The 26,960-nt window shown below is 44.5% G+C and carries 21 protein-coding genes; 14 read left to right on the plus strand and 7 right to left on the minus strand.

The window, feature by feature from the left end:
• Positions 1 to 82: 82 nt before the first annotated feature.
• The 3 genes from FR741_RS09220 (at position 83) to FR741_RS09230 (ending at position 4,250) form a co-directional block, all read left to right on the plus strand.
• Complete coding sequence (locus tag FR741_RS09220; RefSeq protein WP_005395857.1) at positions 83 to 1,771, plus strand: NAD-dependent malic enzyme; 1,689 nt, start codon at positions 83 to 85, stop codon at positions 1,769 to 1,771.
• A gap of 154 nt (positions 1,772 to 1,925) precedes the next feature.
• On the plus strand, positions 1,926 to 2,660 hold the full coding sequence (locus FR741_RS09225; protein ID WP_167426681.1) for a SanA/YdcF family protein: 735 nt from the start codon (positions 1,926 to 1,928) through the stop codon (positions 2,658 to 2,660).
• 219 nt (positions 2,661 to 2,879) lie between these two features.
• Positions 2,880 to 4,250 (plus strand): SLC13 family permease, encoded by a 1,371-nt coding sequence (locus FR741_RS09230; protein WP_005395853.1) that lies wholly within the window; start codon positions 2,880 to 2,882, stop codon positions 4,248 to 4,250.
• 142 nt (positions 4,251 to 4,392) lie between these two features.
• On the opposite strand, the gene FR741_RS09235 is transcribed toward FR741_RS09230, so the two are convergent.
• Positions 4,393 to 5,730 carry a GGDEF domain-containing protein gene (locus tag FR741_RS09235; protein WP_167426682.1) on the minus strand — a complete coding sequence of 446 codons (1,338 nt, stop codon included), beginning with the start codon at positions 5,728 to 5,730 and terminating at the stop codon, positions 4,393 to 4,395.
• Positions 5,731 to 6,066: 336 nt separating this feature from the next.
• On the opposite strand from FR741_RS09235, the gene FR741_RS09240 reads away from it, so the two are divergent.
• A complete protein-coding gene (locus tag FR741_RS09240) occupies positions 6,067 to 6,891 on the plus strand; it encodes a DUF2797 domain-containing protein (protein ID WP_005393189.1) in 825 nt (274 codons plus the stop codon).
• Positions 6,892 to 6,986: 95 nt separating this feature from the next.
• On the opposite strand, the gene FR741_RS09245 is transcribed toward FR741_RS09240, so the two are convergent.
• Positions 6,987 to 8,222: a cysteine desulfurase-like protein gene (locus FR741_RS09245; protein WP_167426683.1), complete on the minus strand. Its 1,236-nt coding sequence runs from the start codon at positions 8,220 to 8,222 to the stop codon at positions 6,987 to 6,989.
• On the minus strand, positions 8,206 to 8,862 hold the full coding sequence (locus FR741_RS09250; RefSeq protein WP_005393193.1) for a 2OG-Fe dioxygenase family protein: 657 nt from the start codon (positions 8,860 to 8,862) through the stop codon (positions 8,206 to 8,208). Before FR741_RS09250 ends, FR741_RS09245 begins: the two co-directional genes overlap by 17 nt.
• 359 nt (positions 8,863 to 9,221) lie before the next feature.
• On the opposite strand from FR741_RS09250, the gene trxB reads away from it, so the two are divergent.
• The 3 genes from trxB to cydC all read left to right on the plus strand — a co-directional run bounded on the left by trxB (position 9,222) and on the right by cydC (position 13,786).
• A complete protein-coding gene (gene trxB, locus FR741_RS09255) occupies positions 9,222 to 10,181 on the plus strand; it encodes a thioredoxin-disulfide reductase (RefSeq protein WP_005393195.1) in 960 nt (319 codons plus the stop codon).
• Positions 10,182 to 10,284: 103 nt separating this feature from the next.
• The gene (cydD, locus tag FR741_RS09260) at positions 10,285 to 12,072 is read left to right on the plus strand and encodes a heme ABC transporter permease/ATP-binding protein CydD (RefSeq protein WP_167426684.1); all 1,788 of its coding nucleotides are present in this window, start codon (positions 10,285 to 10,287) and stop codon (positions 12,070 to 12,072) included.
• Positions 12,065 to 13,786, plus strand: coding sequence for a heme ABC transporter ATP-binding protein/permease CydC (gene cydC, locus FR741_RS09265; protein ID WP_167426685.1), 1,722 nt, complete (start codon positions 12,065 to 12,067; stop codon positions 13,784 to 13,786). Before cydD ends, cydC begins: the two co-directional genes overlap by 8 nt.
• Before the next feature lie 97 nt (positions 13,787 to 13,883).
• On the opposite strand, the gene FR741_RS09270 is transcribed toward cydC, so the two are convergent.
• The 3 genes from FR741_RS09270 to FR741_RS09280 form a co-directional block, all read right to left on the minus strand.
• Positions 13,884 to 15,215, minus strand: coding sequence for a D-serine ammonia-lyase (locus tag FR741_RS09270; RefSeq protein WP_167426686.1), 1,332 nt, complete (start codon positions 15,213 to 15,215; stop codon positions 13,884 to 13,886).
• A gap of 83 nt (positions 15,216 to 15,298) precedes the next feature.
• Entirely contained in the window at positions 15,299 to 16,393 is a 1,095-nt protein-coding gene (gene serC, locus FR741_RS09275) for a 3-phosphoserine/phosphohydroxythreonine transaminase (RefSeq protein ID WP_167426687.1), read from the minus strand.
• Positions 16,394 to 16,531: 138 nt separating this feature from the next.
• On the minus strand, positions 16,532 to 17,800 hold the full coding sequence (locus tag FR741_RS09280) for a DUF945 family protein (RefSeq protein ID WP_167426688.1): 1,269 nt from the start codon (positions 17,798 to 17,800) through the stop codon (positions 16,532 to 16,534).
• 186 nt (positions 17,801 to 17,986) lie between these two features.
• On the opposite strand from FR741_RS09280, the gene FR741_RS09285 reads away from it, so the two are divergent.
• From FR741_RS09285 to FR741_RS09295, 3 genes are all read left to right on the plus strand, one after another.
• Entirely contained in the window at positions 17,987 to 19,927 is a 1,941-nt protein-coding gene (locus tag FR741_RS09285) for an ATP-binding protein (RefSeq protein WP_167426689.1), read from the plus strand.
• Positions 19,924 to 20,421 (plus strand): response regulator, encoded by a 498-nt coding sequence (locus FR741_RS09290; RefSeq protein ID WP_012841921.1) that lies wholly within the window; start codon positions 19,924 to 19,926, stop codon positions 20,419 to 20,421. The genes FR741_RS09285 and FR741_RS09290 overlap by 4 nt, the downstream gene beginning before the upstream one ends.
• 289 nt (positions 20,422 to 20,710) lie before the next feature.
• Positions 20,711 to 21,259, plus strand: a complete 549-nt coding sequence (locus FR741_RS09295; RefSeq protein WP_005393208.1) for a hypothetical protein — start codon at positions 20,711 to 20,713, stop codon at positions 21,257 to 21,259.
• 190 nt (positions 21,260 to 21,449) lie between these two features.
• Here the strand turns inward: FR741_RS09295 and FR741_RS09300 are convergent, their stop codons facing one another.
• Positions 21,450 to 22,037: a TfoX/Sxy family DNA transformation protein gene (locus FR741_RS09300; RefSeq protein ID WP_005393210.1), complete on the minus strand. Its 588-nt coding sequence runs from the start codon at positions 22,035 to 22,037 to the stop codon at positions 21,450 to 21,452.
• A gap of 369 nt (positions 22,038 to 22,406) precedes the next feature.
• On the opposite strand from FR741_RS09300, the gene FR741_RS09305 reads away from it, so the two are divergent.
• From FR741_RS09305 to panP, 4 genes are all read left to right on the plus strand, one after another.
• Positions 22,407 to 23,327, plus strand: a complete 921-nt coding sequence (locus FR741_RS09305; RefSeq protein ID WP_005393212.1) for an HDOD domain-containing protein — start codon at positions 22,407 to 22,409, stop codon at positions 23,325 to 23,327.
• Between the two features lie 152 nt (positions 23,328 to 23,479).
• Positions 23,480 to 24,385, plus strand: coding sequence for a lysine exporter LysO family protein (locus FR741_RS09310; RefSeq protein WP_006742620.1), 906 nt, complete (start codon positions 23,480 to 23,482; stop codon positions 24,383 to 24,385).
• A 206-nt stretch (positions 24,386 to 24,591) separates the two neighbouring features.
• Positions 24,592 to 25,104 carry a hypothetical protein gene (locus FR741_RS09315; protein ID WP_012841922.1) on the plus strand — a complete coding sequence of 171 codons (513 nt, stop codon included), beginning with the start codon at positions 24,592 to 24,594 and terminating at the stop codon, positions 25,102 to 25,104.
• A gap of 199 nt (positions 25,105 to 25,303) precedes the next feature.
• Positions 25,304 to 26,950, plus strand: coding sequence for a pyridoxal-dependent aspartate 1-decarboxylase PanP (panP, locus tag FR741_RS09320; protein WP_006742621.1), 1,647 nt, complete (start codon positions 25,304 to 25,306; stop codon positions 26,948 to 26,950).
• Positions 26,951 to 26,960 lie beyond the last annotated feature (10 nt).

A 26,960-nucleotide genomic window follows, 5' to 3' on the forward strand; every position in this document is an offset into this window, starting at 1 on the left:
TGTGCATCAACGCATGTTTACAACTAAATGGTGAACCCGTTAAAATTTGGTGCGCATCCTTCAACCCTACATAAGGCACCCAATGAACAACGATAAACGCCCACTATATATTCCATATGCGGGTCCGGCTCTTTTAGCAACCCCTCTTTTGAACAAAGGCAGTGCATTCTCTGCTGAAGAACGTAGTTCATTCAACTTAGAAGGCTTGCTTCCAGAGTCTACCGAAACAATCCAAGAGCAGGTGGAACGTGCCTACCAGCAATACAAGAGTTTCGAAAGCGATATGGATAAACACATTTATCTACGTAATATCCAAGACACCAACGAAACACTGTATTACCGCCTAGTGCAAAACCACATTTCAGAGATGATGCCTATCATCTACACGCCAACTGTCGGCGCAGCATGTGAAAACTTCTCTAACATTTACCGCCGTGGTCGTGGTCTATTCATTTCATATCCGAACCGTGACCGTATTGACGACTTGCTGAATAATGCAGCAAACCACAACGTTAAAGTGATTGTTGTGACAGATGGTGAACGTATCCTTGGCTTGGGTGACCAAGGTATCGGCGGCATGGGTATTCCAATCGGTAAACTGTCACTTTACACCGCGTGTGGTGGTATCAGCCCTGCTTACACGCTACCAATCGTGCTTGATGTGGGTACCAATAACCCGCAACGCTTAGCTGATCCGATGTACATGGGTTGGCGTCATCCTCGTATTACGGGTGCAGAATACGATGCATTTGTAGAAGAGTTTATCCAAGCAGTACAGCGCCGTTGGCCTGATGCCTTGATCCAGTTCGAAGACTTTGCTCAGAAAAATGCGATGCCTCTTCTTGAGCGTTACAAAGATCGCGTGTGCTGCTTCAATGATGATATTCAAGGCACGGCGGCCGTTACTGTTGGCTCTCTACTTGCCGCCTGTAAAGCAGCAGGCACTCAGCTGTCTAAACAGCGTATCACCTTCTTGGGCGCTGGCTCTGCTGGTTGCGGTATCGCAGAAGCGATCATCGCACAAATGGTATCGGAAGGGATTTCTGACGAGCAAGCTCGCTCACAAGTTTACATGGTTGACCGTTGGGGTCTGTTACAAGAAGGCATGCCTAACCTTCTTGATTTCCAACAACGCCTGGTGCAGAAACATACCAATACGAAAGAGTGGGAAAATGAAGGAAATGGCTTCTCACTACTCGATGTTATGCGTAACGCCAAGCCAACGGTACTAATTGGTGTTTCTGGTGCTCCTGGCCTATTTAGCCAAGAAGTCATCGAAGAAATGCATAAACACTGTAAGCGTCCGATTGTCTTCCCACTGTCGAACCCAACAAGCCGCGTAGAAGCAACACCGAACGACATCATTCGTTGGACAAATGGTGAAGCACTGGTTGCAACAGGTAGCCCATTTGAGCCTGTGGTTCATGAAGGTCGCACTTACCCTATTGCACAATGTAACAACAGCTACATCTTCCCTGGCATTGGCCTTGGTGTACTTGCTGTAAACGCAAAACGTGTCACCGACGAAATGCTAATGGAATCGAGCCGTGCGCTCGCAACATGCTCTCCTCTAGCAATCAACGGTCGTGGTGCACTACTTCCACCGTTGGAAGAGATTCACTCGGTATCGAAAAAGATCGCGTTTGCTGTTGGTAAGAAGGCAATCGAACAAGGTGTCGCATTAGAAATCACTGATGAAGCATTAAACGTGGCGATTGAACAATCGTTCTGGCAACCGGTTTACCGTCGCTACAAACGCACTGCGTTTTAAGCTTGAGACATTTCGTTTAATAATTAGCCCCTACCATGTAGGGGCTTTTATTTTTTTATCATCCTAACCAGATTTTGGCATAAATGGGCTTCTCTCTTTTTGTTTCTATCAGATATGATGAGAACTACATTTTTAGTTAAGGATATAAAACGTTTTGTTGTTTTCTCGCATAAGATCAAAGTGGAAGCTGAAATTTTTCTGGAAGCGACTTGCTTTGATTTTGTCGATCTCTGTACTTAGTCTGCTTGTTTCTGTTATTGCCATCGACCGGTGGGTGGTTTTACAAGCCAAAGAAAGCATTTTCACTGAATACGAACAAATACCTCAACATGAGGTTGCTGTAGTTCTCGGTACCAGTAAATACATCGGTAAGATCCTCAACACTTACTACACTCATCGTATTAATGCGGCGATTGAGCTTTACAACCAAGGCACAGTAAAACAGTTTTTATTGAGTGGCGATAACGCCCATCGCTCCTACAACGAACCGTGGACGATGAAACGCGACTTACTTAAAGCCGGCGTGCCTGAGGAAGTGATTCACCTTGATTATGCTGGCTTTCGTACTCTAGATTCGATTGTGAGGGCGAAAAAGATTTTTGCTTCGGAGCGCTTTCTGATTGTGACTCAGCGCTTTCATTGTGAGCGAGCGCTGTTTATTGCCGATGCTTACAACATTGATGCGCAGTGTCTTGCGGTAGCAGGACCTACGACAAACAAACAAAAAACATCAATGCGTATTCGAGAGTTGCTCGCCCGTGTGAAAGCCTTTTTAGACCTCTACATTATTAATACGCAGCCCAAGTTTCTTGGTCCTCAAGAGCCTATCGTTGCAGTAAAAGAGCCTGAAAAAATCTCTAATGAGCCTCTGCAAGTTCCCGTCGAATAGAGGAATCACGCAGCTCACAAGGCTAATAACATTTCTATAAAACAAATGGGTAGTTTTCTACCCATTTCCAATTCTCAACATCACATTTTCTAATTTGCTCTACGATTCAGGCAAAACTCTTTTTTGCATTCCAAGTAACATTTAATCAATAAATAACTACAAGTCAGTTACTTTGCCATAAAAAAACCGACAAAAGGCAATGCAAAAGGAGCACTACCCATGACCGCACTCGCTGTGACATTGAAGAACTGGTTCTTCACTCGCAACAGCATGATTTTGAACGCGAATATCGTATTGTTCATTATCTTGTTTAATACCCTACCCTTTGAGCCACAAGTAGTAACCGGCCTGAGCATCTTAGTTTTTGTTGCTATTCTTTGGCTAACCGAAGCGATTCACGTCAGCATAACCGCGCTACTCATACCATTACTTGCGGTATTTTTAGGCGTGTTTAACACTCAGACCGCACTGAACAACTTCTCCAACTCCATCATCTTTCTATTCTTAGGTGGTTTTGCACTTGCTGCAGCTTTGCATAAACAGAAGTTAGACCAAGCTATTGCTGATAAAGTGCTGTTACTCGCACGAGGCAAAATGTCTGTCGCTGTATTCATGCTATTTGGTGTGAGTGCTGGCCTGTCAATGTGGATTTCAAACACCGCCACTGCCGCTATGATGTTGCCCCTTGTTCTGGGTGTGATGACAAAACTAGACGCGAAGAAAAATCACAATACCTTTTTGTTTGTTCTGCTCGGCATCGCTTACAGTGCTTCGATTGGTGGTATTGCAACGCTGGTTGGTAGCCCACCAAACGCCATTGCAGCAGCTGAAGTCGGCCTAAGTTTTACTGAGTGGATGAAGCTCGGTGTGCCTATCTCATTAGTACTAATGCCAATCGCTATTCTCGTTTTGTACACCATGACTAAGCCTGACCTTAGCCACAAGTTTGACCTTGACCATCAACCAGTCGAGTGGACAAACGGCAAAATGATTACGCTGGCGATTTTCTTACTGACGGTCACGTTGTGGATTTTCAGTAAGCCTATTAACGCTATGCTAGGTGGCTTCGCTAAGTTCGATACCCTTGTCGCAATAGGTGCGATCCTTCTGCTTGGGGCTTCTCGCGCCGTCGAGTGGAAAGATATTGAGAAAACAACCGACTGGGGTGTGTTAATCCTATTTGGTGGTGGCATCTGTTTGAGTAACGTCCTAAAAGCAACCGGTACAAGCGTATTTTTGGCTCATAGCTTGTCGGGCTTCCTTGAGCAAGCTGGTATCCTTCTGACGATTCTTGCTGTAGTTGCTTTTGTTGTCTTCTTGACTGAGTTTGCAAGTAACACCGCTAGTGCTGCACTACTGGTCCCTGTATTTGCAACCATCGCAGAGGCCTTAGGCATGTCTCCGGTCATTCTCTCTGCATTGATTGCCGTCGCCGCTTCTTGTGCATTTATGTTACCAGTTGCGACGCCTCCAAATGCGATTGTGTTCGGTACGGGTCATATCAAGCAAAAAGAAATGATGCGAATTGGTTTCGTATTAAACATTGCCTGTATTGCTGCACTAACGCTTTTCGCTTGGTTATTCTGGTAAAAAACAACAAGCTCGATTAGCACTACACTGCTGCTCACGGTAATCACATCGATGACCCAAACTTCCCCCTAAGTGGTGTTCAGCAGTTTCCCTCTTGGTGGCCAGTTGGCCACCTTTTTTCTTTCCTTTCAGTGAACGGCTATCAGGCTTGTTTCTTTTCGCAAGCAAGTAAACCATAATGAGCTTCCACTCGGTTGCGACCATTGCGCTTCGCTTGGTAAAGCACTTCGTCTGCTCTCGCCATGGTTTCTGAGACGCGTTCATTTTGCATTTGGGCGACGCCAATGCTGCATGTTAATGATTCACCGTGTACCCACAAATGACTCTCCACATTTTTGCGAATCATTTCCGACTTCTTCACAGCTTGATCAATATTGGTGTCAGGGCAAAATACAACAAATTCTTCTCCCCCCCAACGAACAAGTCGGTCATCTGGGTAGATGGAACTTGCCACCACCATGACAAATTCGCGCAATATGTCATCCCCCATTTGGTGCCCAAATTTGTCATTCACCTTCTTAAATTTATCCAAATCCATATAAAGGATACTGAATGTACTATGCCCCCAGCGAACTTGCCGTGATTGCTGCTCAAGCCAGTGCTGAACTGCGTGACGGTTCATCGCTCCCGTCAACGCATCGCGATGCGCCAACTCTGCAAACTCATAGTTTTGAGCTCGCAACGTACCATTCACCTTCTCTAAATGACGATGACGTTTTTTCGCTTTTTCATAAGCGACTCGATTTTTTCGTAATTCGTGCAGCGAAAATGCCAGTCCAAGCGCCATCCAAGAGAGTAAGAGCGCATACAGTAACGTTTCTTGTGCAAGGTAAGCGCCTTCAAACTCAATTTTATCAATCACAATTTTGTGCTCGCCAAGTGCCGCACCAGATCCGGTCGCGATATCAATACGTGTGATGTTTGAAAATTCAGGTGCAGAGTGTTCAATCGCGACTTTGTTGTCTACTAACCACCACGTCATCACCTGTAAATTTTTAATCGGAATTTCGATGATGTCGTTTGAACCGGACGGAGAAAACTGCATGCCATTGTATTTAATCGTGTACTCGTCGTCTGGTTTGGAATACTCAGGGTTATAGTTGCGCAGATATAAACGCAAATCATGGCTCGGATTGGGCCCCACCCCCGCCTCTTCATATCTCACTTTCAATCGAATCGTATGGTAATTGGAAAGGTCAATCCCCTGTGTTGGCGTTGTGGAATCGGTATAAACAGAGATTCCGCAATAAGGCCAAGCATACGAGCTTTGCTTTAAGTCACAGCTGAGAACTAGGCTTTGCTTATCGTAAATAATATCAGCCTCACTCAAGCCACCTTCGCTGGCGTCTTTAGTCGCATAGATATTGAAATGTTCTGGTGTAATGGTCAGCTTTCGTGTATCGCCAAGAACACTATAAAGCGCAACCAAACTAATAGTGCAAATAGAGAGGGCAAAGATAAATTTATGGATCCACTTCATGGGCGAGTGACCTGCTCAGCTTATATACAACACAATGTACTCAATGATTTTTCGAACTTCAAACAAAGTCATTTATCAAGAAACAAAATTACTTTTAGCCTTCGTTCTTACTTTCGATACATGGTAACGTGTTTTGAACCGTTATCACGTTTTTAAATCTCTCAAAAATGCGGTTCACTTGTTATTTGCGAAGCATTTCACAGCCGTATTTCCTAACCCATGAAGGCCAGTGCATAACATTTCAGAGCTATACATTTCGCTTTAATGTGTCTGTCAACCCTGCATCTCATCACCACTTCGGATATACTGTGCAAAAACACAATAATGAGTAATGTCATGTCATTAATTGCAACTGGTACGCTAAATAAAATGCGTGCATCTCTGGACGGTGCTGTCAGTTACCGTCTACCTGTTGGTGAGGAAGAGATTGATCTATCGCCGTTTCTGGGTAAAACGCTCACACTGACTCACACGGGCAATATTTTTTGTTGCTCATGTGGTAAGAAAACGAAAAAGAGTTATTCGCAAGGCCATTGTTTTGTCTGTATGAAAAAGCTAGCAAGCTGCGATATGTGCATCATGAAGCCAGAGACTTGTCACTACGACCAAGGGACTTGTCGCGAACCACAATGGGGCGAAGAGAACTGCATGGTGGATCACTTTGTCTACCTATCCAATACATCCAGCTTAAAAGTTGGTATCACTCGTCATACGCAAATCCCAACTCGTTGGATTGATCAAGGTGCGACTCAGGGTTTGCCAATTTTTAAGGTAAAAACTCGCCATATCTCCGGTTTAATTGAAGTTGAACTGGCGAAACATATCGCAGATAAAACCAATTGGCGCACACTGCTGAAAGGCGACGGTGAACCAATGGCACTGCAAGATCGTTTTGCTGAGCTATTACCTTTAGTCGAAGATAAGATTGCTGAGATAAAACAGCAATTCGGTGAAGATGCAATTGAAATATTAAGCGAAAGCATTACCGACCTTAGCTACCCGGTGCAACAGCACCCAACTAAGATCACCTCGCATAATTTCGATAAAAACCCGGTTGTTACTGGCACTTTGCAAGGCATCAAAGGTCAATACCTCATTTTTGACACTGGCGTGATCAACGTAAGAAAATTCACTTCCTATGAAGTGGAAGTAAGCGCCTAGCTGCATATACATATATATAGCTGGTTTGTTGAAATAAAAACGAAAAAGCTCGAGTTTGACTCGAGCTTTTTTTTCTATCAGGAAGATATAATCAGTTACGCATCAAGGATGTTTTCTAGTACATCGAACAACATGTCGACTTCTTCTATTGTGTTGTAATGCATGCAACCAATTCGTACCACACCACCCGACTCTTCTAGACCAAGTTGACGAACTAAGCCCAGCGCATAAAAGTGGCCGTTCCAAACACAGATGTTGTGTTCACCCAGCGTTTTCGCGATAAACTCTGGAGAATATCGGTCGAATGTTAGCGCAAAAGTTGGTGTGCGGAGCTGGCTATCTTCTTTCGCAATGCCAAATAGATTGACACCATCTACTGCACTCAGACGCTGTAAGAATCGCTCACTCAAGCGTTGCTCATGTTGTTCATACAATTGGTAACTTTGCTCCAATCGTTGACGAAGGGGTAAACTGGCTTCACCAAATTGAGCCAGATACTCAACCGCAGCAACGACACCAGCAAGACCTTCAAAACTTTGCGTCCCCGTTTCAAATCGGCCTGGGCCAATATTGGTAGCAGGCTCGACTTTGTACGGACGAATACTGTGCAGCCACTGATCGGCTATGTAAGCAATACCAACGTGCGGGCCGAAAAACTTGTAAGCTGAGCAAGCTAAAAAGTCACAGCCTAACGCTTGAACATCAACCAAATGATGCGGCGCATAATGAACGGCATCCACATAAACTTGTGCCCCAACGTTGTGCGCCATGCTTACTACTCGCTGCACATCCACGATAGAACCAGTCGTATTCGATGCATAGGTCACCGCTACAAGGCGCGTTTTATCAGAAAGAAGACTGCTTAAATGCTCCAAGTCCAACGTACAATCATCTTCGTTGATACGAACCTGATGAACCGTAACGCCTTTATCTTCTGCCGCTTGCTGCCAGCTAGACACATTCGAATAGTGGTCCAAAGCAGAAACAATGATCTCATCTCCCTCTTGCCAATCTCGGCTAATCGCACGGCTGAGCTGAAAGGTTAACGATGTCATGTTCGCGCCGAAGACGATATTGCCAGACGACGGCGCGTTTAGCAGAGCTTGCGCTGACTCGCGTGCATTTTGCATCACGTCAACCGTCTTTTGGCTAGAAAAATAATGCCCGCCTAAGTTGGCGTTGAAACGACCTAAATATCCCACCATGCTGTCTAGCACTGATTGAGGTACCTGTGACCCGCCTGGACCATCAAAAAACGTCACAGGTTTGTCGTTATGGTATTGAGCGAGCGCCGGAAACTGCTCCCTGATCAGATTAAGATTGAAGTTCATTGCGCTTATCCGTAGCCGTGAGTACAAACACATCCATATGACCCGCTTCATCATCAATGACAGAACGGATTGGGCACGCATTGTGCCACAGTTTACTGTCTGCCAATATTGCAACCTCACCCGTTTCTAACACCTTACGGAAAAATGGGGCTTGGTTATGACTGCTGTACAGCATGATGTCACCACCAATGATGTTATGACGTCCTACGCCAACCATTGCAATGTGATCAAAACCGTCTTGGTGCACACCTTCAGGTGCCACTTGAGTTTCTTCTTCTAGCGCTGTGATTCGGATTTGGTGAATTTCTATTTCCTGGCCGTTAGGCAAATGATTCGCATTGACAAACAATTCGCACATTTCTCGGAAACCATCACTGGTGAGAATATCCTTCTCAATCGGCTCAAATTGTCTTACAACATCACCTTGGAATCGGTTGATATCAGACGATTGAACAAAGCTGTTTTTGTTTAAGTCAATGACTTTGCCGTTATCAAAACCAACCACAGAATAACGTCTTAGTCGATACTGACCATCTGCATGCTCGGTACGAGGCAGTTCTTCAAACGATGGGGAAAGCTGCTCAATTGCTGCCATGCTGAGCTGTGTTAAATGCAGAGTATTCTCACGTGAATGTAACATCATTGTCTCCTTTAATGAGGCACATTAATTAACATTTAATTTACACGCTAGGTTACGCAAATATTCTGTAATTGCCAGCTTTTAACGTTGATAGCTTCAACAAAACAACAAAAACAACACAACAAACCAATCCAAAGCAAAAATACAGAACCATGTTTCAGTTTTGCGCTTTGGCGATATTTGAAACTAGACTTCTCTACTACGAATAGAATTTTATGCTAGAAGTCAACGTTCTTTATCAATCTTTAGTGGGTTCTAATCTATAACCAATTATTCGATCACAATCGTTGTTTATGCTTTTAAAGCACTAAGAATTTCCATACAATCGAGGGAAATGTTCAGCCCTTTTTGGAGCCATAATGAGCGACGTAAAACATTGTAAACTATTAATTCTTGGTTCTGGTCCAGCAGGATACACAGCTGCCGTCTACGCAGCGCGTGCCAACCTAAACCCTGTGCTTGTGACGGGAATGCAACAAGGTGGTCAGCTAACCACCACTACTGAAGTTGAAAACTGGCCCGGCGACGCTGAAGGTCTGACAGGTCCTGCATTGATGGATCGCATGAAAGAGCACGCCGAGCGTTTCGAAACTGAGATCGTGTTTGATCACATCAACGAAGTAGAACTATCACAACGCCCATTTCGTTTAAAAGGCGATTCTGGCGAGTACACATGTGACGCATTGATTATTTCTACGGGTGCATCAGCAAAATACCTTGGCCTTGAGTCTGAAGAAGCATTTAAAGGTCGCGGCGTTTCTGCTTGTGCAACCTGTGACGGTTTCTTCTACCGTAATCAGAAAGTTGCAGTTGTGGGCGGTGGTAACACTGCTGTTGAGGAAGCACTTTACCTATCTAACATTGCGTCAGAAGTTCACCTGATCCACCGCCGCGATTCATTCCGTGCAGAGAAGATCCTTGTGAAACGTCTGATGGATAAAGTTGAAAGCGGTAATATCGTTCTTCATACCGATCGAACTCTCGATGAAGTACTTGGCGACGACATGGGCGTAACTGGCGTTCGTATTAAAGACGTCAACACAGGTGCGACTGAAGACCTTGAAGTGATGGGCGCGTTTATTGCGATCGGCCACCAGCCAAACACACAAATCTTTGAAGGCCAAGTAGACATGAAAGATGGCTACATCATCGTTAAGTCTGGCCTAGAAGGCAACGCTACACAAACTAGCATTGAAGGTGTATTTGCAGCAGGCGACGTTATGGACCATAACTACCGTCAAGCTATCACATCAGCAGGTACAGGTTGTATGGCGGCATTAGATGCTGAGCGTTTCTTAGACTCACTTGGTGACAAATAACTTTTCACATTTGTGTCATATCCTTAAAGCCCAGCGGTATTCCCGCTGGGTTTTCTTTTGTATACTACCGCCTCATTAAAACAATTATCATTAAGCCTTCACGATGGATAAGAAAAAGCAAAGCAGCTTGAATAAGTGGCTTAAGCAACAAAGTAAGTTAGCCAAGCGCTGGCTTATGATTGCGATAGGCCTAGGCGTACTTTCAAGCGTGTTTTTATTGGCTCAAGCAGCCCTGCTCGCCTCCATTCTGCACCAGTTAATCATTGACCAAGTCGACAAAGCCGACCTCATTTGGCATTTTGTTGGGCTTGGTGGCACGGTTATCGGTCGAGCTGCTTGTACCTGGGGTCGAGAGCTTGCCGGTTACCGTTGCGGTGAGCAAATTCGAGTTTATATTCGCCAACTCATTTTAGATAAAGTTCATAAACTTGGGCCAGCTTACATCAAAGGCAAACCTGCCGGCAGCTGGGCGACGCTCATCTTAGAGCAGGTAGAAGATATGCAAGATTTCTTCTCTCGCTACTTGCCTCAGATGTCATTATCGGTACTAGTGCCTTTCATTATTTTGGTTGTCGTATTCCCAGTAAACTGGGCGGCAGGCTTGATCTTCCTAGTCACTGCACCACTGGTGCCTATTTTCATGGCACTGGTTGGGATGAAAGCCGCAGAAGCAAACCGTAAAAACTTTAAAGCGATGCAGCGTTTGTCCGGTCACTTTTATGACCGCTTGCAAGCAATGACGACCATTCGCTTATTCGATAGAACAAAATCTGAAACTGAAACTCTTAAGGGTGCTTCGGAAGTCTTTCGTACTCGCACCATGGACGTTCTGAAAATCGCGTTTCTATCTTCTGCGGTTTTAGAGTTTTTCACTTCCATTTATATCGCAATTACCGCCGTCTACTTTGGCTTTAGTTATATCGGAGAGCTCGATTTCGGCTACTACGGCACAGGTGTTACGCTGTTTGCTGGTTTGTTCATTCTGATTCTTGCGCCAGAGTTTTATCAGCCATTACGTGATTTGGGCACGTTCTATCATGCGAAACAGCAAGCGGTTGGCGCAGCAGAAAGCATTGTCGAGTTTCTGGATTTGGAAGTCGATCAAGTCAAAGATGGCACCCAAGCGTTAGATAAGAGTAGTCCCATCCATATTGAAGCGGACGAGTTAACCATTTTTAGTCCGGAAGGTAAGCAGCTCGCGGGTCCCCTATCCTTCTCTCTTGAAGCCAACAAAAGTACGGCTTTAGTTGGACCAAGTGGCGCAGGTAAAACAAGCTTGGTAAACACCATCCTCGGTTTCATGCCTTATCAAGGTAGCTTGAAGATTAATGGTTGTGAATTGTCACAACTGGATCTCACCACATGGCGAGAGGCCGTAAGCTGGATTGGTCAAAACCCAATGCTATTACATGGCAGCATTCGAGATAACGTCACGTTAGGCAAACACAACATTCAAGATGCAGACGTTCATTCTGTTTTGAATGACTCTCATGCTGCTGAATTTGTTGAAATGCATGGGTTGGATTACCCGATATCTGACCGCTCTGGTGGTTTATCTGTCGGCCAAGCCCAGCGTTTAGCGTTGGCTCGCGCTATGCTACAAAATGGTCGTTTTTGGTTATTAGATGAACCGACCGCAAGCTTAGATGCTCGTAGTGAAAAACTCGTCATGGAAGGCATTAACAAGTACGCACATGCCACAACGAATTTGATGATTACTCACCAGTTGGCACCTTTACAAAGCGTATCGCAAATTCTTGTTATGCAGGACGGCCAGATTGTTCAATGTGGTGATTACGACACACTGTCGACAGAAGATGGCTTATTTAAAGACATGTTGGAAGCGAACCTCGCACAACGTGAAACAGACAAGGGGAACTTAGATGCGTGATTTACTCCCTTATCTAAAACTCTATAAAAAACATTGGTTTGGTCTTTCTCTAGGTATGCTATTGGCATTTCTGACCTTAGCTGCATCTATGGGCTTATTAACGCTATCGGGTTGGTTTATTTCAGCCGCAGCGGTGGCAGGCTTGACGGTTGCTCGTGAGACCTTCAACTACATGTTACCAGGTGCCGGGGTACGCGGCGCTGCAATGGCTCGAACCGCAGGTCGATGGGGAGAACGTGTCGTTAGCCACAATGCAACGTTCAAGCTGCTTACCGATTTACGTATCTTCTTCTTTAAGAAACTTGCACCACTGATTCCGGGTCGTGTTTCTACGATGCGTGATGCCGATCTGCTCAACCGCCTAGTGGCGGACGTAGATGCGATGGATCACGTTTACCTTCGACTTATCAGCCCTGTCGTGATTGGTATTTTTGGCATATTGAGTTTAACGGCTGTCCTGGCGTTCTTTGATTGGCATCTCGCCCTACTGCTTGGCTCGATTCTTACCGTCATGTTGTTTGTATGGCCGGTACTGTTCTATAAACTGGGTAAAAACAATGGCGAGAATCTCACTCATCATAAAGCGCAATTACGAGTGGCGACACTGGACTGGCTTCAAGGCTACAGCGAACTGAGTATCTTTGGAGCAGAAGAGCGTTATCGCAATCTCATTCTAGAGAAGCAAAAGCAGCTGTTGTCTAATCAGTTTGTGAACGCGAATTTAACGGGCATGGCTTCAGGCCTGCTTATGCTTGTGAACGGTCTTACACTGGTTGTGATGCTTTGGTTTGCTGCAGACGGCGTAGGAGGTCGTACTCCTGATCCTTGGATTGCGTTGTTTGCATTTGCAACGATGGCAAGTTTTGAAATTTTGATGCCTATTGCGGGCGCGTTCCAGTACCTGGGTCAAACGTTGACTTCTGCTCGTCGTTTAAATGAAGTAATTTTGGCTGAACCGGACGTTGTCTTCCCTGAGCAATCGAAACATAAAGGCACAACGTTAGACATTGAATTCGACAACATTGACTTCACTTACCCTGACGGTCAGCAAAAGGTGCTGAAAGACTTGTCACTCTCACTACCGTTGGGCACTAAAACAGCGATTGTAGGTCAAACAGGTTCAGGTAAATCAACACTGATTCAGCTTCTTTGTCGCTACTGGGATGTAAACCAAGGTGAAGTTCGAATCGGTGGTACAAAGCTGCAAGATTGGAGCGAGTCTGACCTGCGAGAAGCAATGACAGTGGTAAGTCAACGCGTTGATGTACTGAATGGAACACTGCGTGACAACTTACTTATGGCCGCTCCAGAAGCAAGTGATGAGCGACTGTCTGAGATTCTTCAAAAAGTCGAACTTGGTGGCCTTCTTGAGGCTCCAGGGTTAGATGCTTGGTTAGGCGACGGTGGTCGTCAGTTATCTGGTGGTGAGAAACGCCGAATCGGTATCGCTCGCGCATTGCTACGTGATGCCCCAATCCTACTCTTAGATGAACCGACTGAAGGCCTCGATAAGCGTACGGAACAAAAAGTGATGGCGCTTTTCAATGAGCACTTTGCTAATAAGACAGTGGTATTCATTACACACCGACTTATAGAATTAGAAAACATGGATAGTATCTGTTTGATGGAACAAGGTAAGATCATCGAGCAAGGCGATCATCCAACGCTACTCGCTCAGAAAGGTCGTTACTACCAGCTATTACAGTCTCTATAATTCGATATTCTGTGACGAGAAGGGCTCATCAAACGATGGGCCCTTTTGCTATTCCTGTATTGTCAATTGCCTAGTTAAGTACGTATACAGGGCTGATTTACCGACCTGATTTTTTGAGATAAGCCGCCATTTCATCTTCCGGAACCATCCCTCCACCTGTTGCCCAAACAAGATGCGTTGCGTTTCTGAGTTTTTCTTCGTCAAATTGCATTCGAGACTGATAAGCATGATTATTCGAGACGTGCACTACCCCAACCATACCGGCTAATGCAGAAGGCTCTAGATTAATGCCTTCTAGTTCACTTAACTCACCCAAGTGGTGATACATACGAGCATCATCAATGGTGTAAAAGCCATCAATTAGCCTTTCCATCGCTCTACCGACAAAGCCCGACGCACGCCCTACTGCCAATCCATCAGCAGCGGTCATGTTGTCGATACCCAAATATTGTACCGCAATCTCGTCATGCAAGCCGGTATGTACGCCCAACAACATGCACGGAGAGTGCGTTGGCTCTGCGAAAATACAATGAACATGATCACCAAATGCGACTTTCAAACCAAACGCCACGCCACCAGGCCCACCGCCAACACCACAGGGTAGATAAACAAACAGCGGATGATGCTCATCAACCACGATTCCCAAGTCATCAAACTGCTGCTTAAGACGCTCACCCGCAACAGAGTAACCTAGAAACAACGTCTGCGAGTTTTCATCATCAATAAAGAAGCAGTTAGGATCTTGCTCTGCTTCTTTACGACCTTGCTCAACGGCAACACCATAGTCTTGCTGGTACTCCACCACTTTGACGCCATGTGATCGGAGCTTATTTTTCTTCCACTCCCGCGCATCAGAAGACATGTGAACCGAGACTGAAAAACCAAGCTTTGCACTCATGATGCCAATGGACATACCGAGGTTACCCGTTGACCCAACCGCAATACTGTACTGCTTAAAAAACTGCCGAAACTCATTGCTGAACAATTTGCTGTAATCATCGGTTTCGCAGAGTAAGCCAGCTTCAAACGCCAACTTTTCTGCATGGGTGAGCACTTCATAAATGCCACCTCTCGCTTTGATAGAACCAGAAATTGGCAGATGGCTGTCCTTTTTAAGCATTAAACGACCCAATATTGGCGTGTCGTATTGCTGCTCCAAACGCACTTTCATCTTGGGAACATCCACCACAGAAGACTCAATGATGCCATACGAAGCTTCCGTTTCGGGAAACGCTTTCATCAAATAAGGCGCAAATCGTGCTAGCCGTTCACTCGCAGCTTGAATATCTTTCTCATCTAGCCTCACATAGGGCAAACCTTCTGCTAAAGAGGTTATGTTTGGGTTAAACCAGCAAACCTCCTTAAGATCGATAAGTGGCGCCAAGAGTGGGAACTGCTTGATCAGCGCTTCAATATTCGCCTTGGTCATTTTACCTTCCTGGAGTGATGTGAGTTGAGATAAACAAAAGCGCCGCAATTGCGACGCTTTAATGAATAACAGTGAATTTGATTTTATGCGTAGTTTTTCTCAAACTCTTGCATAAAATCGACTAACGCTTGTACACCTTCTAGCGGCATGGCGTTATAAATGGAAGCTCGCATACCACCAACGGCTCGGTGTCCTTTTAGTGATTTCAGCCCTTTGGCATCGGCTAGTTCAAGGAACGTCGCATCCAGTTCAGGTTTCGCAAGTTGGAATGGCACATTCATCAAAGAACGGTTTGCTGAGTGCACGCCATTACGGTAGAAACCAGACTGATCGATGTAATCATACAGTAGTGCGGCTTTAGCGCGGTTCACTTGCTCGATCGCTTTTACCCCACCCTGCGCCTTCAACCATTTGAAAACAAGACCAGACAGGTACCATGCAAAGGTTGGTGGCGTGTTGAACATTGATTCTTTCTCAGCCAGAACAGTATAATCCAAGATACTTGGCAGTACCTGCTTCGCCATACCTAACAAGTCGTCGCGCACGATAGCGATAGCAATGCCTGAAGGACCAATGTTTTTCTGAGCGCCCGCATAAATCACACCGTATTTCGATACATCAATCTCACGAGAAAGAATCGTCGAAGACATGTCAGCAACGATTGGTTTGTCGGTGACTGGAAGATCGTTAATCTCGATACCGTCAATGGTTTCATTTGGACAGAAATGCACGTAAGCCGCTTCTGGAGCAATTTTCCATTCGTTTGCAGGTAGAACGGCTACTTTTCCGTCGATTTCTGTTTTTGCATCAAATACGTCTGGCTCGCAGTATTTCTTCGCTTCAGCTACCGCACTTTCAGCCCAATAACCGCCGTCGATGTAAGTTGCCGTCTCGGCATCACCAAGTAAGTTTAGAGGAACAGCAGCAAACTGAGCACGAGCACCACCTTGGCAGAACAGCACTTTATAGTTGTCCGGAATATTCAGAAGATCACGTAAATCCTGCTCGGCTTCTTCTGCAACTTTGATGAACTCTTTGCTTCGATGGCTGATTTCCATGACCGAAGTACCAAGGCCTTGCCAATCGATTAGTTCCTGTTGTGCTTGCTGCATAACTGCTTTAGGCAGACCTGCTGGCCCTGCACTGAAGTTAAATACGTTGTCCGTATTTTGTTCCATGATGCTCATTGCTCCTGCTATGTAAATATTACGAAATTAATATCACGTTTTCGCAGCGATAAAAACAAGAAAAGAGGTCTTACGACCTCTTTTTAAAGACTAAGCGTTAAATTGGATTAATTCCGCAACAATACTTGGCTACTGTTGTTGCATCAAGGCGGGCATAAGTAGCGCCACTAATGGGAACTCATGTCCATTTTCGAACCTCAATTTACCGTCACCGATTTCTGCTTTGAGTTGATAACCGCCCTCGACTTTCTCGATCAACTCCATGATGAGCAGCTCATCGATTCCTTCTTGAATAAATGGGTAGTGCGTCACTAATTCGTCAGAGAAGTAAGTACTGAGCTCACCAGTAGTCGCCGTCATCAACTTCATTGGGTCTTGAGTAATGTGGTCAGTACCTTCAGGAATGGATAATTGCCACTCGTTATGGAACTTACCGTCACCAAACGCAAGTGAAAGCTCATTCACGGATAAATCAAAACCTTTGCTAAACAGCGTGTCAACATGCGGCAATAAGCTCGCAATTTCCTGCTCGTCTAACATTGGAGAGCTTTGATAGATAGACATAATTTGGTCAAATGACTGGCTATCCACATCTGCAATTGAGAAATCCAACTTAAAGTTATCGACATCCGTACCATCAGTTAAACGCAGTTTCTTAGCATCTAGGTTCAGCTGACTGTTCAGCTTATCACCAGACTCATTCATCGTAGTGTTGCCGCGGTAACTCGCATTCTCAATCAAAAAGACAGGCGTTAAGTTCGAATCAACCACATCCAGCTTCTCTAGAGAAAAAGATTGCTCACCCAGCCAATAGCCTTTTGCTTGCTTACCTTTACCCTGACCTGTCAATGCATTCAGATGAAGCTCTTCACCGTTTTCAAAATCCACTTGAACAGAAGGAACAGAAACTTGGTAATTGAGATCACCCAATACCGTCACATCCCCTGTCACTTTTGCAGGGCTTGTAGAAACAGAAACACCTTGCGCTTCGTTACGATAATACCAACTGTCTAGGTCAAGGGTGAATGCCGTATTGCCATTTAGTTGAGTCTGACTATGCATCGTGAGAGGCAAAAAGTCATTGTCCACCAATTTTGAATCTGCTGTTAGGCTTGTTAGACCGTGGCTAACATCACTGGTTACGTCAAACGTCGTTGGCATACCATCACGCTCTAGCTGCGTTTTAAGCTCAGGATCAACAACTGAATAACGAGTCAGCACGACTGAAGACAAATAGCCACGCTGATACTCGACCACTTCGCCTTTAATCATTTCATCATTCATATTGGTAATACCATCTTCAATGATGGACTGACCAATTTGTCCGACAGCCAATGGCCAACACAGCGCTAATGAGATAGCACCACCAATGGCGCCGATTTTTTTAAGATTTTGCATAACGTCACTTACTAGGTATTTTCGGTCAGTCTACCCCAAACCACCTGCGGAGAAAACATTGAGACAAATCAGACTATTGATGCTTATTCTAGTCCATTAATCAGGAATCATACTTGGCTCCCACTCATCATGTCCTTTTATTGTTAAAGTTTGCGTGGCGAAGTTTTAACCGGAGCTAAAACATCTGTGAATCGTTATGCTGTGTTGTGTCTCGACAACAACCCAATCAGTGCTGAACAGTTTCGATTGGAGCTGTCTGCCTTCTCAAGTAAGTTTGATATTTTTTCTGTCGAATCGATAGAAGAGGCTCAAAGCGCTTTAGAGTATCTAGAAGAAAGAGAGCAGACTGTTGCTTTAGTCATAGCGAGCCATCACGCTCATTTTAATGGCGTGGATTTTCTTATTGGTTTAGACCGGATGCCGCATACCGAGCAAGCAAGAAAAATTCTTATTAGCTGCTCGTCTGATATAGAGGCAATTCTCACTGCTGTTAATGAAGGCAGGCTCGACCACTGCCTCACTAAACCTTTGCCAGATCACGTCTTATTTAACACAGTGCAAAAAGAGCTGACCCAATTTATCTTGCGAAACGGTAAAGAAGACCTGCTAAGTTACAGTCAGATATTGGATCATCACAGCTTGTTGCGAGCGCACATCAATAATCAGATGAGCCATTATCAAGCGGGCTTTTTACACGACTACCACTCGATGTCTGATGCCGAGTTAGCCGAGCAAGTGATCTCCGCTCTCCAGCAGTTTTTCAAAGATAACGACGAAACAAGAGCGTGCCGTACATACTCACCTGAACACTTATTAACCGTGGAAGGCGAGCCAAATAGCTTTTTGTGGTTTATTACCGATGGTGAAGTGGCTCTGTACAAGCGCGATGAACAAGGCATGCAGCAAGAGGTTGTACGCCATAACAAAGGTAATATTGTCGGAGGCATGTCGTTTGTTACTGGGGAATGTTCTTTCTCGACAGCCCTAACGCTGACAAAGACAGAGGTCATCAAACTCGATCGCAACGTATTCAATAAAGTGATGCAAAGCGACTCAAACTTGCTGCCTCTTTTTACAAACTTGCTTTTACGCCACTTCAACCGCCGATTACAAAGAAGCATCAACACCAAGCTGCAACTTCAAAAAACGCTCGAATCGCTGGAGTCTGCCCACCAGCAACTCATTGAAAGAGAAAAAATGGCGATGCTCGGCCAGTTGGTTGCGGGCGTGGCGCATGAACTAAATAATCCGATAGCAGCGATATTGAGGGGCGTAGAGAATTTAACGCATACGCTTGCACGATTACTTAACGAAGTACCCAGTTCCGATATACAAATCAAAGGCATTGAGTTACTGAGCAAAGCTCAAACCGCAAAACCCGCTTCAACCGCAGAGCTCAGATCACGCGTTAAAGCACTTAATCATGCCCTTCCAGACCGAACACTGGCTAAGAAAGTGGTGAACCTTGGGCTAGAGTCAGATCACGAGTTACTCACTCAACTAACGAAAAAACAGCAAGTGTCTTCTCATGTTCTCGATACTCTTGAGCAATACCACAAAGCAGGTTCCACTCTTCGCTCGATTAACGTCTGTGCTGCGCGAATTGCAGATATGGTGAAAAGCCTTAAAGGTTACGCACGCTCAGATGATGAAGCCCAGCACTATGCTGATATTCATGAAGGTATTGAAGACACCTTGGTGATCTTCGAAAACAAACTAAAAATGCATCAGGTTTCCACTGATTATGCGGATTTACCTCCTATCCTTTGTCAACCAATCGCACTCCAACAGGTATGGACGAATTTGGTCTCTAACGCCATTGATGCATTTCCGGAAAAAGGCGTTTTAAAAATACAAACACGTCTTGCAGAAAAAGATCATACACATTACGCCGTTATCTCGTTTGAAGATAATGGGTGTGGCATTCCTGAATCGCAAAGAGAAGCCATTTTCGAGCTCAACTTCACGACGAAAAAAGAAGGCAACTTTGGTTTAGGCATTGGACTGTCCATCTGCCAGCAAATCGTGACAGCACATAAAGGATGGATTGACGTCGAATCAGAGCTCGACAAGTTCACACGAATGACAGTCTGGTTACCAGTCATCGAAAAAGGAGATGAAATATGACCAAGTATTTAATTTTATGTGTCGATGACGAACGAGAAGTCTTGGATAGCGTGCTCCAGGATCTCGCTCCCTTTGAGGAACATTTTATTGTCGAGGGAGCGGAATCAGTCACTGAAGCAAGGCAAGTGATCGAGGAGATGGCGGAAGAGGAAGTTCAGCTTGCGCTCATTTTATGCGACCACATTATGCCGGAGCAAACTGGGATTAGCTTCTTAATCGAACTCAGTCAAAATGGTGACACAAAAGCGGCCCGCAAAGTCTTACTTACAGGACAAGCCGGCTTAGAAGACACCGTTGAGGCCGTCAATAACGCAAGTCTGGACTATTACATAGCCAAACCATGGAGAGGTGAAGAGTTGAGAAAAGCAATCGTGTCTCAGCTTACTGCTTTTATGATTGCAAATGATGATAACTTACTATCTTGGACTCAAGTCCTTGATTCTGAGGCGATCCTCAATGCCATGGCTGAACGCAGAGCAAGCTTCGGCGAGTAATATGCGTGGCTCTAGCTTGAATGTCACCAAAGCCAGCTGATCCACGTTATTTCGCGCAATAGCGCGAGTATGGAAAAGCATCACTATTTATCCGATTGATGCTCTTAGACGTTGTGTATATGGCGTAGTTTTTGCTTAAACCCACTAACTATTAAGTTAATTGACAAAACATCGACACATTTTTGTTGGTCGTGGACCTTCCTTTTTATTATGATGTCGGACAAATCAGATTACGGTTCAAGTGGTTGCTTGAATCCATGGAAATAATGAACAAGGTTTATCGTTAGTTATGCGTAAAACACTATTAGCCGCTGCCTTACTAGTGGCATCAAGCCATGCCCTAGCCGCAAACGACCGCAATGCGCCAGCAACTATGAGCAACTTTAGCTACGACTATTTCGAAGCACGTATTGGCGCAAGTCCTGTGACATTTGGTGCTGGATTCAGCAAATCAATTCACCCTAACGCACATGTTATTGCTCGTATCGACTCTGAGTTTGAAAGTGATTTTGACTCAGCCGCTGGTTTTGGCTTTCATTCGCCACTAAACAACTGGGCTGACCTTACAGGTGAAATGCTAATGCGCGTTGTACAACCTTCAAGCGATAGCAGCACTGACGTAGGTATGGAACTGAACTTAGGTGTTCGTCAATGGTTAGGTCCTCAATTAGAAGTAGGCGGCAAAGTCGGCTACGTTTCTATTGATAACGATGACGACTGGACCGGTGCAGCATACGCTCGTTTCCACTCAACTGAGCTTTTCTCTCTAGGCGCTGAAGCGCGTATCAACGACTTTTATGGTGATCAGGTAATGTTCACTACCCGTTTTAAGTTTTAATATTTGTGCTTTAAGAAAAGAGCAAATTAAAAAACAAAAACCGAGGCCCATGCCTCGGTTTTTTGTCTAATCTAATGACTAACTCAATGAAGTGGTCAAAAACTTCAATGTCCTTTTTCCGCTTTCAACACTTGCCTTTACGACCCGCTAACTCCATCAAAACGAGTCAATCATCGTGCGTTCAGCTTGCTTACTCACACAGCGCCAGTAACTGCTTTTTACGCGGCTCTTGAATCAGTTTCCAATGAACACCGTCAGTGGCACCAGCGAATTTCCAAAGCAACTTAACATCAACGTCATTGCCATAAGCCACTTTAACTTTGTTGAAGACTTTTACAGGTCCAAGTTCTAAAAAGGTTTCTACGTCATCAACACCTGCTTTCTTGACCATTCGCTCAAGAGTTAACTGCATATTTGGCAGATCTCTCAAACGTCTACTGGCAGAAGACTTTTGATATTTTCGTTCCTTAATTGAGTATTCAATTGATTTTTGTACCAGTTCATCGAGTCCTGCATATCCGGATTCAAACAAATCTGTTACGTCATAATAATTTACGGTTGCCGTCGTCTGTTTTTTGACGTGCTTATATTTTTCGCAATTCAGTTGAGTAAACACTTCGTCCAATCCATTACCACCACGTAAGTAGCAGCAATCATTGCTGACAAGCGCAAACATAGCGTCATCGGTGAATAAACCGATACCACCGAACATAGAACGTTTTTGATACTCACTAAAGTTGCGTACATATTTAAAAAAAGCTTGGTCTGTCATGTCCATTGACCTCTTTAATCTGAATAAATTACCCCGATTAGCGATGTCACCAGATAAACAGCAGCTTATAGCGAATTATAAATGTCGATTTGTTGGCGATATTTTTGTGAGTTGTGCTCACCAACTTGCTTAATCATACTTAACGTTGAAAAATAAGTTAGGACATAGGTCACATATAAAAAAGTATATATTCAGCATACGTGATTAGTTTCACACTTATTATTCATGTGGTGATATTTTTTTGACGCACGGCATGCCCAAAACACGCCATCATTATGATCTCGCTGGCAATTACGAGCACGTGATACGCATTTAATTGATAAAGAATACGCTGTAAGGGTACACTGTACGAAAGATCTCAAGTACAGCGTCACAATGGAACATTTATCATTTTTTTGGCTGCCAAATAATAAAGATAAGCTTATAAACGCACTGGAATCCGAGTTTGCTCAGCTGGTAGAACAGTCCATCTCAACGGGTAAGATTTCATTACCCCCTATTCCTGATGTCGTGCTTAAAATTCAGCAGTTATGTGTCGAAGAACACACCACTATTTCAGATGTTGCTAACTGTTTGTTAGAAGATCCCGGCTTGGCGGCGGTCGTTCTACGAGTAGCAAACTCTGTAATTTTCAATCGTAGAAACATTACCTGCAACGACTTAACCACCGCGGTATCTCGCCTTGGTATACTGCGCGTGCGTGATATTGTTACCGCACAAGCGATTGAACAACTTAAACATTCAGTAAATTTAACCAAAGAATGTAATGCTATCTTGGTGAAAAGTGCAGCGGTATCCCGAGAACTCGGTGCCGTCATGGTGATATTGGTTCAAGCGTTTCGTAAACACGAGCCAGGTACTTACGGGCACTTGGAGCAAGAAAAAGCATTGCTGGTTGGTCTGCTAGCCGATATCGGTTTGTTTTGTCTAATTAACGAGTACCACCTGTACTTAGATAGAGGCAATTACCTAGATCCTGAAATTGCGTTGCAAATCTTCCAAACTCGTTGTTCAGCAACAAGCAAACTGGTGCTCGAGCGCTGGGGATTTGACAATGACTTTAGAGAGGTCTCCTCAAACGAGAAGTACGAGCAAACGCGACCGGAAGTGAGTTATTTAGACATTGCAAGAATCGCGCATCACCTATTGATGTTCCGCAATCATGATGAACGCATTGATGAACACGAAGTTGAATTCAACTTAACAGGTGCAGAGGTCTTGTATGAACTCAGCAATATGAGTGATACTGACTTCAATGACCAAATACGTGCAGTGCTAAGTGCTAGCGGCTTGTAATTTATCGTTTTCTCACACCTAATTCGCGATAAACGATTCGCTCAAGGCTGAGCAGCGTTTGGTATTTGGTGAAATATCTCTCTAATTTCAACCGATAAATAATTTGATTTATGTGTGTTGGTATTATCTCAAAAAAGGAATCATAGAGCTTTATGTTCTCAGGGATGCTATTTATTTTCGCTCCACTTGTTGTGGGGTATCTAATTCCTATATCTCGAGCCTCGTTACTGGAGAAGATCAATCAATCAACGTCCTACCTTATTTACGTCATTTTGTCGTTGATGGGACTAAGCCTAGCAGCGCTCGATAACTTAAGTAGCAACTTACAGAGTATTCTCCTCTATGCGAGTACTTTCTTTTTATGTTTAAGTACCTGTAATCTGTTGGCGCTGCCTATTATCGATAGGATTATTCCTCTCCAGACCAATCAGAATCAAAAGAAGCTGCCACTATCCTCGATGGCTTTAGAATCAGTAAAGCTGATTGTTGTCGTTGGTGGCGGGCTAGTAGTTGGTCTGCTGTTACCCATCGATTTAAGTTGGGTGGATACAGCGAGCGAATGGATACTCTTCCTGCTCCTATTTTTTATTGGTATTCAGCTTCGCAATAGTGGTCTTACTCTTCGCCAAATTCTATTAAATAAACAGGGTATGGCCATTGCGGCAGTTGTGATCGCAACATGTATGCTTGGTGGCGTTATTGCAGCGATACTTTTGGACCTTCCTCTCTATCAAGCCCTCGCGATGGCTTCAGGCTTTGGCTGGTATTCACTCGCAGGAATTTTGATGGGAGACGCTTTTGGCCCCGTGTTTGGGGGAGCATCTTTCCTGATCGAATTGATGAGAGAGCTGGTCGCGCTGGTAGCCATTCCTCTCTTTATTCGCAGCTATCCGTGTACAGCAATTGGTTATGCAGGTGCAACAGCAATGGACTTTACCCTACCTGTTATTCAGACTACAGGTGGTGTGCGTTGTGTCCCAGTCGCCATCGTTAGTGGGTTTATTTTGAGTTTACTGGTACCAGTTATGATGCTTTTCTTTGTATCACTTGCTAGCTAGATCTCAGGTTTTCGCTTTAACATCCATTACAATACGGCAAAAATTCAAATACCCAGTTAACGTCAAAGTGATCAAGATTTTGGCAATAATCCGCTTTCCTTTTGTCAATTAGCCCAATGATTTATCACGACTAGAGAGAAAGAAGGGTGAAACATCAACTTATGTGCCTTGCGTTAATAAAGGGATAACAACCAGAAGGAAGAAGAATGAAACGCTTTGTCGTTGCAGCGCTCCTCGCTACAAGCTCAACTTTTACGTTTGCCGCAGATCAACAATGTCTTGCAAGCAAATACGACGGCTATGTTGATGCCTCACTACAGTGGTATCAAGATCTTGTCGATTTGACGGTTACCCAGTATCCAGATCTAAAAGAAGTTAGCCAGTGGTTCTTGGACGGCCGTAAACATCACTTTGAATTAAACCGTGAAGCAGTTCACTATTTTCTAGAGAACGATCCTAGCCGTGTTGCAACAGAACAGCCAATCGAAGCATGGCTAAAATTAGAACAACACGACGTTAAGCAGCTAGCAAGCCGAAGTGATAAGTTAGGTGAAGTCGCAAAACAAACGTTTAGTGACCGTCAATCGACTAACCACCCCAAAAACTACGAGCTTCGTTCAGCATTCGCCGACCTGCTTAGCCATCCACAACAAATTGATACCGCGCTTAATAAGTACAATCAGTCAATAGAGAAGATTGAAAAGCAGAAGTGTGATTAATTAATCGTTGGGGATGCTCGAAAACACCGAGTGTTTTAACACATTAAAATCAACGATTTTTTAATGTGAAGATTGTAACCCTCACCTAAAATTTTCATTTCAGCAACATGGGTTTCAACAATTAAAACGGGACTTTGCGCCCGTTTTAGTTTAGATTGTGCCGCTCGCATTACCAAAATAACTACAAAGATTCTTTGCTATGGTTAAGGAACAAAAAACCGCTGACGTTAGCTTTGAGAGCTTGCTAAAGATCTTCACTGTCCCAGAAGGTCCTGACTCAACGTTAACCAAAATTGACGAGAGCCTCTCGCGAAATCTAAATCAATTTCTTCGTGAACACATCGTGGCAGAAGAAAAGCCTTTACGCGAAATCGAAAAAGACTTTTCTTCTGCTCAGATTCCTGAGCAGCCAGAGTTCGTGTCAGATCATACAGAACACTTACTCGACACTTTGGTGTCGCACTCCGTTCACACTTCTTCACCAAGCTTCATTGGTCATATGACATCAGCACTGCCTTATTTCTTGATGCCACTGTCAAAGATCATGATCGCCTTAAACCAAAACCTGGTAAAGATAGAGACTTCTAAAGCCTTTACCCCGCTTGAACGTCAAGTTTTGGGCATGCTACATCGCTTGATCTATGGTCAGAGCGATACGTTTTACGATCAGTGGATGCATAGCGCAAACCACTCATTGGGCGCATTTTGCTCCGGCGGTACCATTGCCAATATCACTGCACTTTGGGTAGCACGTAACAAGGCGTTAAGAGCCAATGGTTCATTTAAAGGCGTTGAGAAAGAAGGACTATTTAAAGCCATGAAGCATTATGGCTACGATGGCTTAGCGGTATTGGTGTCTGAACGTGGTCACTACTCCCTTAAGAAAGCAGCCGATGTACTAGGTTTAGGTCAAGAAGGCTTGGTTGCGGTTAAAACGGATGCCAACAACCGTATTATTGTCGACGACCTTAAAGCGAAAATTGTTGAACTAGAGAAACAAAACATCAAGCCTATTGCTGTTATTGGTGTAGCTGGTACAACAGAGACAGGTAATGTCGACCCGCTACCTGAAATCGCAGAAGTCTGCCAAGCTCACGGTTGTCATTTCCATGTGGATGCCGCATGGGGTGGCGCAACACTTATGTCTAATCACCACCGTCACCTTCTTAACGGTGTGGAAATGGCAGACTCAGTAACCATTGATGCGCACAAGCAACTCTACATCCCGATGGGCGCTGGTATGGTTCTGTTCAAAGATCCTGACGCAATGAAATCCATAGAGCATCACGCTCAATATATCTTGCGTAAAGGCTCAAAAGACCTAGGCAGCCATACATTAGAAGGCTCTCGTTCGGGCATGGCAATGTTAGTCTATGCCGCAATGCACATCATCAGCCGCCCTGGCTATGAGCTGCTGATAGACCAAAGCATTGAAAAAGCTCGCTACTTTGCAGATTTAATCAAGCAGCAAGATGATTTCGAATTGGTTTCTGAACCAGAGCTTTGTCTCCTCACATACCGCTACTTGCCGCCATTCATCCGTGAGGCATTAGCAAAAGCGGAAGGTTCACAAAAAGAACAACTGAATGAACTGATTAATGAATTAACACAGTTTATTCAAAAGCGTCAGCGTGAAACGGGCAAATCGTTTGTTTCACGTACAAGACTGAACCCAGACCAATGGCAGCGCATGAACACGATTGTGTTCCGAGTGGTTTTGGCAAATCCGCTGACGACCAAAGAGATTTTGAGTTCGGTGCTTGATGAACAGCGTGAAATCGCCAAGCAAGCACCAAATTTGATGGAAAGAATTCAGCAGGTGGTCACTGATATCCAATCGTCTTAATGGCCCGAAA

The sequence above is a fragment of the Vibrio diabolicus genome, from assembly GCF_011801455.1.
GTDB lineage: Bacteria > Pseudomonadota > Gammaproteobacteria > Enterobacterales > Vibrionaceae > Vibrio > Vibrio diabolicus.

What these genes read in the sequence shown, in the direction of transcription:
- FR741_RS09220 (WP_005395857.1), top strand. Translation starts at nt 83, where the DNA reads ATGAACAACGATAAACGCCCACTATATATTCCATATGCGGGTCCGGCT.
- FR741_RS09230 (WP_005395853.1), top strand. Translation starts at nt 2,880, where the DNA reads ATGACCGCACTCGCTGTGACATTGAAGAACTGGTTCTTCACTCGCAAC.
- FR741_RS09235 (WP_167426682.1), bottom strand. Translation starts at nt 5,730, where the DNA reads ATGAAGTGGATCCATAAATTTATCTTTGCCCTCTCTATTTGCACTATT.
- FR741_RS09240 (WP_005393189.1), top strand. Translation starts at nt 6,067, where the DNA reads ATGTCATTAATTGCAACTGGTACGCTAAATAAAATGCGTGCATCTCTG.
- FR741_RS09245 (WP_167426683.1), bottom strand. Translation starts at nt 8,222, where the DNA reads ATGAACTTCAATCTTAATCTGATCAGGGAGCAGTTTCCGGCGCTCGCT.
- FR741_RS09250 (WP_005393193.1), bottom strand. Translation starts at nt 8,862, where the DNA reads ATGTTACATTCACGTGAGAATACTCTGCATTTAACACAGCTCAGCATG.
- trxB (WP_005393195.1), top strand. Translation starts at nt 9,222, where the DNA reads ATGAGCGACGTAAAACATTGTAAACTATTAATTCTTGGTTCTGGTCCA.
- cydD (WP_167426684.1), top strand. Translation starts at nt 10,285, where the DNA reads ATGGATAAGAAAAAGCAAAGCAGCTTGAATAAGTGGCTTAAGCAACAA.
- cydC (WP_167426685.1), top strand. Translation starts at nt 12,065, where the DNA reads ATGCGTGATTTACTCCCTTATCTAAAACTCTATAAAAAACATTGGTTT.
- FR741_RS09270 (WP_167426686.1), bottom strand. Translation starts at nt 15,215, where the DNA reads ATGACCAAGGCGAATATTGAAGCGCTGATCAAGCAGTTCCCACTCTTG.
- serC (WP_167426687.1), bottom strand. Translation starts at nt 16,393, where the DNA reads ATGGAACAAAATACGGACAACGTATTTAACTTCAGTGCAGGGCCAGCA.
- FR741_RS09280 (WP_167426688.1), bottom strand. Translation starts at nt 17,800, where the DNA reads ATGCAAAATCTTAAAAAAATCGGCGCCATTGGTGGTGCTATCTCATTA.
- FR741_RS09290 (WP_012841921.1), top strand. Translation starts at nt 19,924, where the DNA reads ATGACCAAGTATTTAATTTTATGTGTCGATGACGAACGAGAAGTCTTG.
- FR741_RS09295 (WP_005393208.1), top strand. Translation starts at nt 20,711, where the DNA reads ATGCGTAAAACACTATTAGCCGCTGCCTTACTAGTGGCATCAAGCCAT.
- FR741_RS09300 (WP_005393210.1), bottom strand. Translation starts at nt 22,037, where the DNA reads ATGGACATGACAGACCAAGCTTTTTTTAAATATGTACGCAACTTTAGT.
- FR741_RS09305 (WP_005393212.1), top strand. Translation starts at nt 22,407, where the DNA reads ATGGAACATTTATCATTTTTTTGGCTGCCAAATAATAAAGATAAGCTT.
- FR741_RS09310 (WP_006742620.1), top strand. Translation starts at nt 23,480, where the DNA reads ATGTTCTCAGGGATGCTATTTATTTTCGCTCCACTTGTTGTGGGGTAT.
- FR741_RS09315 (WP_012841922.1), top strand. Translation starts at nt 24,592, where the DNA reads ATGAAACGCTTTGTCGTTGCAGCGCTCCTCGCTACAAGCTCAACTTTT.
- panP (WP_006742621.1), top strand. Translation starts at nt 25,304, where the DNA reads ATGGTTAAGGAACAAAAAACCGCTGACGTTAGCTTTGAGAGCTTGCTA.